This window comes from Mycobacterium sp. E2327 (assembly GCF_001672675.1).
In the GTDB taxonomy this organism is placed as follows: Bacteria; Actinomycetota; Actinomycetes; order Mycobacteriales; family Mycobacteriaceae; genus Mycobacterium.
Window position 1 is genome coordinate 1 of the sequence record NZ_LZKE01000209.1, and the last position, 12,711, is coordinate 12,711.

The following is a 12,711-nucleotide window of genomic DNA, read 5'->3' on the forward strand; positions in this document are numbered from 1 at the left end:
GTAACCATGCCAAGAAGATCATCGGTAAGCCGTGTGCGGGAAAACCGCACGCACGGATTGAAAGGGGGATGGGGAAATGGGTCTGCACTGCAGACACCGCGCCCCTGACTACCAATGGCACGTTCGGTTGCGCCTGCACGGCGCGATAGCTACCACCACGGCGACCTCAAAAGGGCGCTGACCAGCGCCGCGCTGTCGCTAGTGGCCGAGAAGGGCCCGAAGGGCTTCACGCTGACCGAGGCGGCGCGGCGCGCGGGCGTCAGCGCCGCGGCCCCATACCGGCACTTCGCCGACAAGGCCGCGCTGCTGGCCACCGTCGCCGAGCAGGGCTTCCGCGAGTTGCACGCCGCACTGGTCGCGGTGCCCGACATGGAGCCGAAGGCCCGGGTGGTCGAGCTCGGCCGGACGTATGTGCGCTGGGCCGTCGCCCATCCGGACCACTACCGGGTGATGTTCGGCGCCGACATCGGCAAGGCGGACCACCCCGGATTAGCGCTCGCCGGCGAGCAGGCGTTCGGCGACCTGGTGGATGCGCTCACGGGGGTCGTCGACGGTGCCGATCCGCGTGCGGTTGCCGCGCCGCTGTGGTCACTGGTGCACGGCGTCGCGTCGCTCGCCATCGGCGGCGAGCTGAGCGCGGTGGGGATTCAGGAAGATCCGGCGGCGATGGTGGCGGGAGTGGTGGCCCGGGTCCTCGCGTAGACCTCGGCCAGGAACTGCTCGACGGCGACGGCGGCGTGCACCGCGCGGGCCGAGCCGAAGATGTCGAAAGCGTGCTGGGTGTAAGGCAATTCGGCGTACACGACGGGCTGGTTGCTGACTTCGCGCAGCTTGCTGGTGAAGTCGCGGGCCTGCTCGACGAGGGCCAGCGAGTCGTTCGTGCCGTGCAGCACGAAAAACGGTGGAGCGTCGGGGTTTACGTGGTGGATCGGCGATGCGGCCTTGTATGTCTCGAGGTGCGTCGAGGGCTTTTGCTTGATGATCGATTTGATGAGCAGCCCGGGCATCATCGCGTGCAGCGAGTCGTCGAGGCGGGTGAAGTCGTAGATCCCGTAGAAGGGCACAGCCGCCTGCACTCGGGTGTCGGCGTCCTCGAATCCGGGTTGGAACTCGGGGTAGTTGGGTGTCAGCGCCGCCAGCGACGAGAGGTGGCCGCCGGCCGAACCGCCCGTGATGGCGATGAAATCGGGGTCGCCGCCGTATTCGGCGATGTGCTGCCTGACCCACGCGAGGGCGCGCTTGACGTCGACGATGTGGGCGGGCCAGGTGTTGCGCGGGCTGTGGCGGTAGTTGATCGCCACGCAGATCCAGCCGAGCTCGGCGAGGTGGCTCATCAGCGGATGTGCTTGGCCGCGTTTGTTTCCCGTCGTCCAGGCGCCGCCGGGGATCTGGAATAGCACCGGCGCCTTGCCATTCGGGTCGAGGTCGGGACGGCGCCAGATGTCCAAGTGGTTGGCGCTGCCGAATTCGCCGTAGCTGATGTTGGAGTCGTGGGCGTAGTCGCGGTAGATCCGCATCATCCGCAGCAGACCGGGCGCCTTCGCGATGCCGGGGCCCTTGGGGCGGCGCCACAGGTCGGCCGAGTCGGTGCGCCTTTCGGGGCCCAGACCGTCGTCGAGCGCCTTGGACAGCGGCACGTTGGCCTGATGGCCGGCGCGACTGAAGTTCAGCAGGCCCGCGGCCGAGACGGCCGCCGTCAGCCAGGCGAGGATCCGCACTGGTCGGTTGAGCCGGCGCGCCGTCAACGCCAGGCCGCCGAGCTGGGTGGCCATCGTCTGCAGCGGCAGCTCGGTGACGATCATGCCGAACAACCACGAGTACAGCGACAGGAAACCCTTGCGGGCCAGCGGCCGGTAGGCGTTGAGGGTGGAGGTGGCCGTTATCGCGGTGACCACGAGGGACGCTGCTTGCCGGAGGTTGTCGGCGAGTCGAGCCTTCTGCATTTCGTCACCATAACCGCTCGTAAACTTTGGCTTCGTGGGTGACGTCCCGCTGGATGCGCAAGAGCGCCGTGAGCTGTGCGATCTTTTCGACGAGCTCGGCCCGTCGGTCCCCACCCTGCTCGACGGGTGGACTTCTCACGATTTGGCCGCTCACCTGGTGTTGCGGGAGCACGATGTCGTGGCCGGCCCGTGCATGGTGCTGCCGGGTCCGTTCGAGCGGTTCGCGGAGCGGCGTCGCGCCGCGTTGGCGGCGCGCTCGGACTTTGCGGGGCTGGTCGCGCGGATTCGGTCCGGGCCGCCGATTGGGTTCTTCCGGATTCCGTGGGTGCGCGAGATGGCGAACCTCAACGAATGCTTTGTGCACCAGGAGGACGTGCGGCGGGCCAATGGTCTGGGGGTTCGTGCGTTGGCGCCCGCCCTGGATGCCGGGCTGTGGCGAAACGTGCGCCGCGGGGGGCGCTTTTTGAGCCGGCGGCTGCGGGGGTGCGGGCTCGAGGTGGAGTGGGCGGGTGGCGGTGAGCGGGTGACGGTTCGGCCCGGCTCGCCGTCGGCTTTGCTCAGTGGGGCGCCGGGGGAATTGCTGTTGTATCTCTTTGGGCGGCAGGGCGCGGCGCAGGTCGAGGTGAGCGGGCCTTCGGAAGCCGTTGCGGCGGTGCGTGGCACGCACTTTGGCATGTGAGTGGCGCGCTGAGTCACATCAGCCACATGCGTCTCTGGAAAGGGACGGCACCCTTTCTGTCCACCTCATAGCGACAAATTCCGGCGGTGCCGACATTTGTCGCTGAGAGGCGGGCAGGTCGGCATATCCCTGACTTCTTGTGACGCATAGGATTTGGAGTCAGATAGGGACGGCTATTCGCGGCAGGCTCGGCCGGGCGGCGATTGCGATTTGGCGCCGTTGGCGCCATAATGGCGCCATGCCTAGCGTGCAGATTAAAGACGTTCCGGAGGACACTCACCGAGTTCTGCGTGAGCGTGCCGCCCGCGCCCATCAGTCCCTGCAGGAATACCTTCGGAGCCGTCTGATCGCAGAGGCGGACCAGCCCACTCTGGACGAGGTTTTGGACCGCGTCGCCGGTCACCGTGGGGGCGCCGTTTCCTTTAAGGGCGCCGTTGAGCACATTCGGGCGGAACGTGATCGTCGTTGATGCCGGCGTATTGGCCGTAGCGCTCGGCGGTGACGGCGCAGATGGCCAGCACGCGAGGGCGCGGTTGGCGGGCGAGACGCTGGTCGCTCCGGAGCTCGTGGACCTCGAGGTGGTCTCGGTGTGGCGTCGGCATGTCGCCGCAAAACTGATGCCTGCTCGAAGAGCTGCAAGTGCGCTGGCGGACTTGGCGGATCTTCCGCTACGTCGGTCGTCGCACCAGCCGTTGCTCGACCGCATCTGGGAACTGCGCCATGTCGTTACGCCTTATGACGCCGCATATATTGCGCTCGCCGAGGTCCTGGGGGTCGTAGTCCTCACCGCCGATACGCGCCTTTCACGTGCCTCGGGCCTGCATTGTGGGATCGAGATCGTCCGCTGACGGGGTTATCTGCGCCCTCGATTCGGGAATCCTGCTCCAATGTTTACGCCGTATCGTCGCTCGCGCGTCGGCACCCGGTTCGGGCCCTACGAGCTGCGATCACTGGTCGGCGCGGGCGGAATGGGCGAGGTGTATCGGGCCTACGACACGACGAAGGGTCGGATGGTCGCGCTGAAGCTCTTGCGCCCCGAGGTGGCGGCCGACCCGGGTTTCCAGCAGCGCTTTCGGCGAGAGACCCAGCTGGCGGCGCGCTTGCAGGAGCCGCACGTCATCCCGGTGCACGACTTCGGCGAGATCGACGGCGTGCTGTTCATCGACATGCGCCTGCTCGACGGGGGCAGCCTGAAGGATCTGCTTCGCGAGCGGGGTCCGCTCGATCCCGGGCAGGCTGCGGCGATCACGGCGCAGGTGGCGGCCGCGCTGGACGCCGCCCATGCCGAGGGCCTGGTGCACCGCGACGTCAAGCGCGAGAACGTGCTGCTCACCCACGACAACTTCGCGTACCTGGTCGACTTCGGCCTCGCGCAGGCGCACGGCGATCCCAGCCTGACGGCGGGCGGACCGTTGATCGGGTCGTGTGCCTACATGGCGCCCGAACGATTCGACGGCGGCCCGGTGGGACCGCAGACCGACGTCTATTCGCTGGCATGTGTGCTCTACGAGTGCCTCACCGGTCAAGCGCCGTTCGAGGGCGCGGAGATCCCGGCGCTGATCACCGCGCACCTGCAGATGCCGCCGCCCCGGCCGAGCATCATGCGCCGGGGCATCGACAAGGCGCTCGACGGCGTCATCGCCCGCGGGATGGCCAAGGACCCGGCCGCGCGGTTCTCCTCCGCGGGTGAACTGGCCAGGGCCGCGTTCGGGCTCACGCCGTCGACGCCGGAGCCGTCGCCGTCACGCACCCGGCCGTTCTCGACCGTCTACCCCAACCCGGACGACACCGGGTACAGCCCATATCCGTCGCCCGCGCCGGTGCCCCCGCGGCCGGCCAATCCGCTTCTCGGGCGGGCGCCCGTGCTGATTGGCAGTGCGGCGGCCGTCCTGCTGGTTGTCGCGGCGGTCATCGCGGTGACGCTCGTTCTCTTCGGCGGCACGCACAACAGTGCTTCCCCTCAAACGACGGCGCCCCCGACCCCGTCGACGACGAAAACGCCGTCGCTGTCGCAGCCCGTCCAGGGCGCCGACGGCCTGGGCTTCGTCGGTGAGACGGCGCGGTGCGACCCGGGCAGTCCGCCGGCCCTGGTGGTGCGGACCGCCCAGTCGCTCGCGGTGGTGTGCCAAACCGCGTCCGGCAATTTCTACTACCGGGGCGAGCGCATCCGCGACGGCGCCCACATCGAGCTGACCGACGCGGTGCGGTCATCCGACGGGTTCGACGTCACCAATCCGGAAAACGGGGTTCGCTACGAGGTGCGCCCGGAGCGGCTTCGGATCATCAGCAACGGCCATGTCGACTCGTCGGAGCCGGTGCTGCAATACGCAAGCGCCACTTAGGCTTCGCCGAACAAAACGTCGGGGTTGAGGATGCCCGCCGGGTCGAAGCTGTGCTTGATGCGACGCATCAGGTCGACCTTGACCGGATCTTCGAGCTGCAGGAAGTACGGGGTCTTGGCCCGGCCGAGGCCGTGTTCGCCGGAGATCGCGCCGCCCAATTCCATTGCCAGCGCTAGGATGTCGGTCATCAGCTGCTTCTTTTTCGCCGGGTCCTTGCAGACGATGGCCAGGTGCACGTTGCCGTCGCCGGCGTGCCCGCAGCCGGCCGCCGCGCCGCCGGCCGACGCCGCCAGCTCGCGCGCGGCGGCGAGGAACTTCGGCATCGCCGAGCGCGGCACGACGGTGTCGATGATGTCGTCGGCGCCGATCGCCTTGGCGGTCCAGAACGCTTTTTCGCGCGCCTCGATCAGCTTGCGCGCCGAAACCCCTTCGAGGACATAGGCGTCGACGGCGCCCAGCTCGACCACCAGCTCGCCGGCTCGCTCGACGTCCTCGTCGAGCCTTTCTGCGGTGCGGTTCTCAAGCGCCACAACGAGATACGCCTGGCAACTGTCGCGGACGTTATCCGGGACGCCGAGCTCCAGGTTCTGGGTGTGGACGAGCGCGGCCATCGTCATGTTGTCGATGTATTCGAGGATGTAGGGCGCCAGGCCGCTGGCGAGGACCTGGGGCACCGCCTCCATGACCTGGTCGAAGTCGGCGAACGGGGCGAGCACGGTGGCGGCGTGGTCGAGGCGCGGGTGCAGCTTGACGATCACCTCGGTGGCCAGGGCCAGGGTGCCCTCCGAGCCGACGATGAGCTGGGTCAGGTCGTAGCCGGTGGAGACCTTGGCGATCTTGCCGCCGGTGCGGATGATCTCGCCGGTCGGCAGCACCGCCTGCAGCCCGAGCACGTTGTGGCGGGCGATCCCGTACTTGACCGCGCGCATCCCGCCGGCGTTGGTGCCGACGTTGCCGCCGACGCTGGAGGACAGCTCGCCCGGGTGCACCATGTAGCTCAGCCCGGAGTCGACGGTCGCGGCGTCCAGTTCGGTCAGCGTGACGCCGGGTTGGACGACGGCGACCTGGTTGGTGGTGTCGACCTCGAGGATCGCGTTCATCCGCTCGAAGGAGATCAGCAGCCCGTCCTCGCGCGGGATCGCCGCGCCGGAAAGGCCGCTGCCGGAGCCGCGGGCCGTCACCGGGATCTTTTTCTCGCCGGCGGCCTTGAGTAGCCGCGAAACCTCTTCGGCGGTGGCCGGTTTGGCGACATATGCCGGCTTCTGCGGCGCCGAGGTCAACACCTCGTCGTGCCAGTAGTCCTCGGGGATCGCGTCGCCGGTTAGCAGGTTGTGCTCGCCGACGATTTCGGCGAACCGCGCCGTGATATCGCTCATCGCGATCACTCTAATAGGCAGTTACCGGGTATCGGCGGACCAGAGGTGACCGCAGGTGGGGCACTGCAGATGGACCACCCAGGCGCGGTTGCTCAGCAGATACTGCCAGTGGTTCGTGCAGTTGCGGGGGCCTCGGCAGTCGTCGCAGTGCCTGGCGTGATCGCACTGCGGGCAGGGCAGCCAGGCGCGTCGGCCGCGGTCGGCGTGGGGATCAATCGGTAACACGGTTCGCCGCCCGATCCGGGAGAACTCCCGCGTCGACAAGCTCGTCGTAGATCCGCTGCTGGTCGTCGTCCAGCCCGCTGTACAGCAGGTCCCAGGCGCGCTCTTCCTCCGCGAGCACCTGAACGGGATCCCAGTCGCCATCGATCGCCTCGAGAACCGCCGCGCGCCGACGCGCTTCGTCGAGCGTCAGGTCATATTGGTAGGCGAAATCGCCTCGTCTTTCGGACATGGGTCTCCCACAAATTGGAATTATGATTCCGGCGCTGGCGCCGGTGCACTGGCCGATCGGGCCGAGAGGTTTCGCAGAGACTAACCGGACGCGACGGGTCCGGAAACGTGAACGCGGGCCAGATCACACCCGTCCGCGTCGCCTGTGGGGTCGCAGCTGGGCGTTTCCGGTGTCACTGTGCAGAACATCACACTCGCGCGGGCGGCGGGTAGTACCCGCGCAGACGCGGACGCCTCACCTCGTGGGAGTGTGCACGACGACGGATAAAACGCGGGCGATTTCGGTTGTGCGATTGCGGTATTGGTGTGGCGTCGCGGGGTCGAAGGCCAGCGAGTCGCCCTCATGCAGTTGCACGGTGTCGAAGCCGATGACGGCTTCCAGCTCTCCCTGCAGAACATAAAGATATTCGCGGCCGTCGTGACGTACGGCCTGACCACCGTCGCTGGATTGGCCACCGGGGGCGTAGATCACCTCGAGAAAGTCGACCCGGTCGTCGTGCGTCGGTGTGAGTCGCTCCCAGCGAACCCCCGTCGAGAGTTCGATGACGCTGCGATCGCCGGCACGTTGCACGATCCCCGCTCCGTTGGCGCCGCTGGCGCGACCCCATTGGTGGAACGCAGAGGGTGGGGCCGCGAGTGCATCGCCTGCCGCCGACGATGCGTGCGGGGAATTCAGTGGGTCGCCGGCGCCGAACAGGAAGTCCAGCGAGATGCCAAGCTCATTTGCCAGTGCGTAGACGACGCTGGCGGACGGTGTTGTCACTCCGCGTTCCACCTGCGAGATCAGGCTCGCTGAGCAGCCGGCCCGGCGCGCCAGTTCCCGCACTGAGATGCCCCGCGCATTGCGGAGCTGTCGAAGCCGCGGGCCGAGGCCTGTTGCGCCCTCGGCTACGTGAGGCGTTGATCCGTCTTCTTTCACCGTTGCTCCGACCGTCCGCTATATTGTACAGCTGTCTTTGGGTCAGGGTACACAAAAGCGGCCATAGTCCGCGCGAGATGTGCCGTCACGCACCAGAAAGTCGCGTTTGGCGCCGCGTCACCTACCGACCGGGTGTGCATTATTCTGCACACAAGCGTACTGTAAAACAGACAAGCGCGATCGCACCTGACGAGGAGTTGAGGCAAGCATGGATCCTGACATTCGGATCGGTTGGCTGGGCACCGGCCGATTGGGGAGTGCTCTGGCGGCCCGCCTGATCTCGAGTGGCGCCGCGGTGACCGTCTGGAATCGGACGGCATCGAAAACCGCGCCGCTGGTGAACTTGGGCGCCTTCCACGCGGACACGCTGGGCGCGTTGGGCCGCTGCGACCTGGTGTTCGTCACCGTGATGTCTTCACCAGATCTTCTGGCCGTCGCACTCGGCCCCGATGGGTTGTTGAGCAGCCAGCCCGCGCCGCGCATCATCGTGAATTGTTCAACGGTGTCCGCCAAGGCCGCCGCCGAGGTTAGAACCGAGGCCGCACGCCACAACGTCGGGTTTTTGTCTGCACCCGTCAGCGGCAACCCGGAAGCGATTGCCGGTGGATCCGGATCCATTGTCGCTTCGGGCCCAGCGGAGGTCTTCGATGCCGCGCTGCCATATCTGGAGGCGATCGCATCCGCGGTGACCTACGCCGGTACGGGCGAGGAGGCGCTACTGGTCAAGCTGGCCCATAACTTGTTGGTGGGCATCATTACCGAAGCGTTGGCCGAGGCGACGACTCTGACGGAGAAGGGGGGCGTGGCACCCTCGGTGTTTCTCGATTTCATCGACGGCTCGGTGCTGGGCTCGAAGTTGATTTCGGCCAAGGGCAAAGCCATTCGAGCCCGCGACTACGAACCCACCTTCACCACCGCGGGCATGCGCAAAGACTTCGATCTTGGGCTGGCAGCGGCACGGGCGCTGGAGGTTCCGATGCCGATTGCCGCGAGCACCCACCAACTGCTCCAGACCGCAATCGGCCACGGATACGGCGAGTCTGACTATGTCGCGCTGTACGCGATGGCGGCCCACGGCGCCGGGCTTGCCACCGGCTCGTAACCCGAAGGGAGAACTGGTCATGAACGTGGAAGCAGTCAATTCGCCTGGTGGCGTTGCAATTGCGGGGGCGCGCGCATTGGTGACCGGGGCTAACCGGGGTCTCGGGAAGGCGTTCGTGCAAGAGCTGCTCGACCGGGGCGCGGCCCGCGTTTACGCGGCGGCACGAAATCCTGACGCGGTCGACTTCGACGATGCCCGGGTCATTCCGATCAGCCTGGACATCACTAACTCGGATGACATCCGACGCGCGGCATCCGGGTGCCCAGACGTCACAGTGCTGATCAATAACGCCGGGGCGATGCTGCGAAGTCCCCTGCTGGCCTCGCCGGACCTGAGCGCGGCGCGCAGCGAGATGGAAACCAATTACTTTGGCACACTGGCGATGTGCCGCGCATTCGCACCCGTGCTTGCCCGTCAAGGCGGCGGCGCGCTGGTCAACATGCTGTCGATCGCCAGTTGGTTCGCCAATCCGTTCAACGGTTCTTACGGGGCGTCGAAATCTGCCGAGTGGGCCCTGACCAACGCGATTCGCGTCGAGCTGCGCGCGCAGGGAACCCTCGTCGTCGGCGTGCACGCGGGGTGGATCGACACCGACATGGCGGACGCCGTGGCGGAAGCGAAGCTTTCACCCGGCGACGTCGCTTGCCAGACGCTGGCTGCGATTCAGCACGGTGACGAGGAGGTGCTGACCGACGACAGGACCCGGCACGTCAAGGCGTCGCTGCCCCACGACCTCGCTTCGCTGTACCCCGACGTTCAAAAACGCTGGGACGCCGGCGATGTGCCCTGGTGACTGCTGACGCGAAAGGAATCACTGATGTCGCTCGAACCAATGGCCGGCCTTGCCGTCAATCACGTCGGGGTGACCGTCCCTGATATCAACGCGGCGATTGACTGGTACGGGGCGGTCTTCGGCTTCCGCTGCATCATGGGCCCGCGGGAGCTTGACTCCGGCGGACACCCCGAGGCCGCCGGCGTGTTCGGCAGTCGGTTTCGCCGAGCCTGGCAGGCGCATCTGCTCAGCGCGAATTCGGTTGGTATCGAGCTCTTCCAGTTCGTTGACCCGCCCACGCGCGGACCGCGGTCGCCGGAGGAGGTGATGCCCTGGCTCGATCGCGGCCTGTGGCACTTATGCATCACTCACCCGGACGTCGCGGGCCTGGTCGACCGCATCGTCGATCTGGGCGGCACGTTGCTGGCGGCGCCGTACCATTTCGTGCCCGGCCGGCCCTGGATGCTGGCGTACACCACCGATCCGTGGGGCACCGTGCTCGAGGTGATGAGCCACAGCTACGCCGAGGCGTTCAGCAATTGGCCTCAGCCGGGGCAGTTGTCGCCACCCACGCTCATGTGACCGCCGTGCCTAGCGCTGTTCGACGTGCCGGCTCAGGGTGGCGGTCGTGCGGCCGCTCTGTCCCGCGCGTCTCACGGCTCGTCTAGCAACCGGATGGGGTGCAGGCCGTCGACCGCGCCGACGAACGGCGGGTGGATGCTGTAGCCGATCATGCGTTGCAGGTCGGGCGAGAGCGTTCGCGCCATGTCGCGCGGGATCGACAGAGTGAAGGCCTCCATCGGCCGCAGCCACGGTTGGCAGTATTGGGCGGTGACGGCGAGCCGCGCGCGGTCGGTCGTGTTGGCGCCGCCGCCGTGCCACAGGGTTCCCACGAAAAAGACGCAGGAGCCCGCGGGCATGACGACGGGTACCGCGGGATCATCCGGCCCGGGCGGGCGCCTGCCCCAGCGATGGCTGCCGGGCAGCAGCACCGTGGCGCCGTTGTCGGCGGTGAAGTCGTCGATCGCCCAGATCGTCGCGGCGGCCAACGGATCCCGCGGACGTGGGATCGGGTAGAACCCGTCGTCGTGATGAGGCAGCTGGGGCGACTCGCCCGGCTGAATGTTGATGGCCTGCAACGCCGAAAGGAGGTAGTTGGGCATCAGCAGTCGATCGAGGACCGCCAGCACGCGCGGATGGTCGACGAGCCCGTCGCATACGCGGGTCCTGCTCAGCACGCTGTAGATGCGTTGGGTGCGCCGTCCTTCGAAGGAGTTGCGTCCGGTGTGGCCGAGCCAGGGCGTGACGGTGTCGCGGATCTGCTGGCACTCGTCGGCGCCGAGCAGGTTTTCCCAGATGACGTAGCCGTCGCGGTCAAGGGCAGCCATGTCGGCGTCAACGAGCGCGGGGTCGACGGACGCGCCGCCGCTCGGTGTCCACTTGTGCCGGCCCGCGAGATCGCTTTTGAGGTCGTCCAGCGTCGTGACCGGGTCGTCGTCGATGCTCATACCCCGACCATGAACCCAACTCGACCACTGGTCAAGTAATCGACGGCGGGCGTTCGCGTCGAAGTAACGGGTGGTTACTCATCGGTGCGGGATGCTGGGCGGGTACCGAAAGGGGAGGACGGCCGTGAGCATCGCGACCGGGCGGCGCGAGGGCCAGGCGATCCAGCTGTCGTTTTCGGGCCGGTTCGGGTTCGGGATCGACCAGTGGGCCTACCTGCCGTTCGAAGTGCCGTTGGGGGTCCAGCGGATTCGGGTGAGCACGCCGCACGACCGCTTCGCGGTGGGCGGACCGATCCGAAACGTGTTGGATCTGGGCATGTTTGGGCCGGCGGGCCACGACCTGGGCAATGCGGCCGGCTTCCGGGGATGGTCCGGAGGGGCCCGCGACGGCTTCGTGATCTCCGCCAGCCACGCCACGCCGGGTTACCTGGCGGGCCGTATCGAGCCGGGCCTGTGGGCGGTCGCCCTCGGTCCGGTGGTCCTGAGCCCGTGGGGGATGGCGTGGGAGGCGCGCGTCACGCTGGAACGCGGGCAGTCCGGCCCGGAAAGCGGCCCGATGGTCGCGTATCCGGCCCCTGCCGTCGGCCGGGCGGGCTGGTACCGCGGGGACCTGCACCTGCACACCGTGCACTCCGACGGCCAGCGCCATCCGGGGGAGCTGGTGGCGGCCGCGCGCGACAGCGGGCTGGATTTCATCGTCTCCACCGACCACAACACCAACTCCGCCAATCGGGTGTGGCCGGCGTGCCGCACGGGCGGGTTGTTGGTGATTCCGGGCGAGGAGGTCACCACCCGGCACGGGCACTGGCTGGCGGTTGGCCTGCCGGCGGGTGGCTGGGTTGATTGGCGATACGCGCCGCGCGACGGGGTGTTCCCGCGGTTCGCCTCTGAAGTGCGGGAGTCCGGTGGCTTGGTTATCGCCGCGCATCCCGCCGCGCCGGTGCCGGGGTCGTTGTGGGAGTTCGGCTTTGACCACGTCGACGGGCTCGAGGTGTGGAACGGCCGGTGGAACCTCGATGACGAAGTGTCGCTGCGCATTTGGCAGCGGCTGCTGTGCGAGGGCCGGCGCGTGGTGGCGGTCGGTGGCAGTGACTCTCATGCGCACCAGCAGGCGGTCGGTTCGCCGCAGACCGTAGTACACGCGCGGGAGCTGTCGACGCCGGCGCTTTTGGATGGGTTGCGCCGCGGCCGTTCCTACATCGCCCGATCACGCTCTGTCACAGTGGAACTCACCGCGTCGTGCCGCGGCCGGGGCGCGGGTATTGGCGAGACGCTGCCGGTGCCGCCTGGCGCGCCGGTTATAGTCACCGCCATGGTCACCGGCGCCGCCGGGACGACCGCCGCGTTGATCACGGCGGAGGGTTGCGTCGGCCGAGCCGCGGTGCCCGGGCCGGCGCGGACCATGCTGCGGTGGGAAATCGACGCCGCGTCGGCGCGCTTCGCGCGGTTGGAGATTCGCGAGGCGCAGCGGCGCCCGCTCGGCACGATGGTCGCGCTGACGAATCCGGTGTGGCTGGCCTGAGCAGGTTTTATCGGACCACGATGATGGTCATGGCTCCGTGAATACCCACGAAGTCCGGTATGACCCGATCGAATCGTGGCGGCTTCTGGTCTCGG

13 protein-coding genes are annotated in these 12,711 nt (G+C 67.6%); 8 read left to right on the forward strand and 5 right to left on the reverse strand.

The features are described 5' to 3' along the window. The first annotated feature begins 114 nt into the window (after positions 1–114). Positions 115–702: a TetR/AcrR family transcriptional regulator gene (locus A5712_RS23670; protein WP_068110659.1), complete on the forward strand. Its 588-nt coding sequence runs from the start codon at positions 115–117 to the stop codon at positions 700–702. Here the strand turns inward: A5712_RS23670 and A5712_RS23675 are convergent. Then, positions 648–1,943, reverse strand: coding sequence for an alpha/beta hydrolase (locus A5712_RS23675; protein WP_068110662.1), 1,296 nt, complete (start codon positions 1,941–1,943; stop codon positions 648–650). The genes A5712_RS23670 and A5712_RS23675 overlap by 55 nt on opposite strands. A 34-nt stretch (positions 1,944–1,977) precedes the next feature. Here A5712_RS23675 and A5712_RS23680 point away from each other — a divergent pair, with 34 nt between their 5' ends. The 3 genes from A5712_RS23680 to A5712_RS23695 all read left to right on the forward strand — a co-directional run bounded on the left by A5712_RS23680 (position 1,978) and on the right by A5712_RS23695 (position 4,964). After that, positions 1,978–2,622, forward strand: coding sequence for a TIGR03085 family metal-binding protein (locus A5712_RS23680; RefSeq protein WP_068110665.1), 645 nt, complete (start codon positions 1,978–1,980; stop codon positions 2,620–2,622). Positions 2,623–3,077: 455 nt separating this feature from the next. Next, positions 3,078–3,470, forward strand: a complete 393-nt coding sequence (locus tag A5712_RS23690; protein ID WP_068110670.1) for a type II toxin-antitoxin system VapC family toxin — start codon at positions 3,078–3,080, stop codon at positions 3,468–3,470. 39 nt (positions 3,471–3,509) lie between these two features. Then, positions 3,510–4,964: a serine/threonine-protein kinase gene (locus A5712_RS23695; RefSeq protein WP_068110673.1), complete on the forward strand. Its 1,455-nt coding sequence runs from the start codon at positions 3,510–3,512 to the stop codon at positions 4,962–4,964. On the opposite strand, the gene A5712_RS23700 is transcribed toward A5712_RS23695, so the two are convergent. The 3 genes from A5712_RS23700 to A5712_RS23710 all read right to left on the reverse strand — a co-directional run bounded on the left by A5712_RS23700 (position 4,961) and on the right by A5712_RS23710 (position 7,712). Continuing rightward, positions 4,961–6,340 (reverse strand): FAD-binding oxidoreductase, encoded by a 1,380-nt coding sequence (locus A5712_RS23700; protein ID WP_068110829.1) that lies wholly within the window; start codon positions 6,338–6,340, stop codon positions 4,961–4,963. The two genes, A5712_RS23695 and A5712_RS23700, sit on opposite strands and share 4 nt — an antisense overlap. A gap of 211 nt (positions 6,341–6,551) precedes the next feature. Further along, positions 6,552–6,794 (reverse strand): DUF6400 family protein, encoded by a 243-nt coding sequence (locus A5712_RS23705; protein WP_068110678.1) that lies wholly within the window; start codon positions 6,792–6,794, stop codon positions 6,552–6,554. A 234-nt stretch (positions 6,795–7,028) separates the two neighbouring features. Continuing rightward, the gene (locus A5712_RS23710) at positions 7,029–7,712 is read right to left on the reverse strand and encodes a helix-turn-helix domain-containing protein (protein WP_068110688.1); all 684 of its coding nucleotides are present in this window, start codon (positions 7,710–7,712) and stop codon (positions 7,029–7,031) included. Positions 7,713–7,920: 208 nt separating this feature from the next. Between A5712_RS23710 and A5712_RS23715 the strand changes: the two genes are divergently transcribed. From A5712_RS23715 to A5712_RS23725, 3 genes are read left to right on the forward strand one after another with little or no spacing between them, the layout of a single operon-like run. Continuing rightward, positions 7,921–8,814 (forward strand): NAD(P)-dependent oxidoreductase, encoded by an 894-nt coding sequence (locus A5712_RS23715; protein WP_068110698.1) that lies wholly within the window; start codon positions 7,921–7,923, stop codon positions 8,812–8,814. Then, positions 8,798–9,607, forward strand: coding sequence for an SDR family oxidoreductase (locus tag A5712_RS23720; RefSeq protein ID WP_231982216.1), 810 nt, complete (start codon positions 8,798–8,800; stop codon positions 9,605–9,607). Before A5712_RS23715 ends, A5712_RS23720 begins: the two co-directional genes overlap by 17 nt. A gap of 24 nt (positions 9,608–9,631) precedes the next feature. After that, positions 9,632–10,168 carry a VOC family protein gene (locus tag A5712_RS23725; protein ID WP_068110703.1) on the forward strand — a complete coding sequence of 179 codons (537 nt, stop codon included), beginning with the start codon at positions 9,632–9,634 and terminating at the stop codon, positions 10,166–10,168. 71 nt (positions 10,169–10,239) lie between these two features. On the opposite strand, the gene A5712_RS23730 is transcribed toward A5712_RS23725, so the two are convergent. Then, positions 10,240–11,094, reverse strand: coding sequence for a phytanoyl-CoA dioxygenase family protein (locus tag A5712_RS23730; RefSeq protein ID WP_068110706.1), 855 nt, complete (start codon positions 11,092–11,094; stop codon positions 10,240–10,242). Between the two features lie 124 nt (positions 11,095–11,218). On the opposite strand from A5712_RS23730, the gene A5712_RS23735 reads away from it, so the two are divergent. Beyond that, complete coding sequence (locus A5712_RS23735) at positions 11,219–12,616, forward strand: CehA/McbA family metallohydrolase (protein ID WP_068110832.1); 1,398 nt, start codon at positions 11,219–11,221, stop codon at positions 12,614–12,616. Positions 12,617–12,711: the final 95 nt, after the last annotated feature.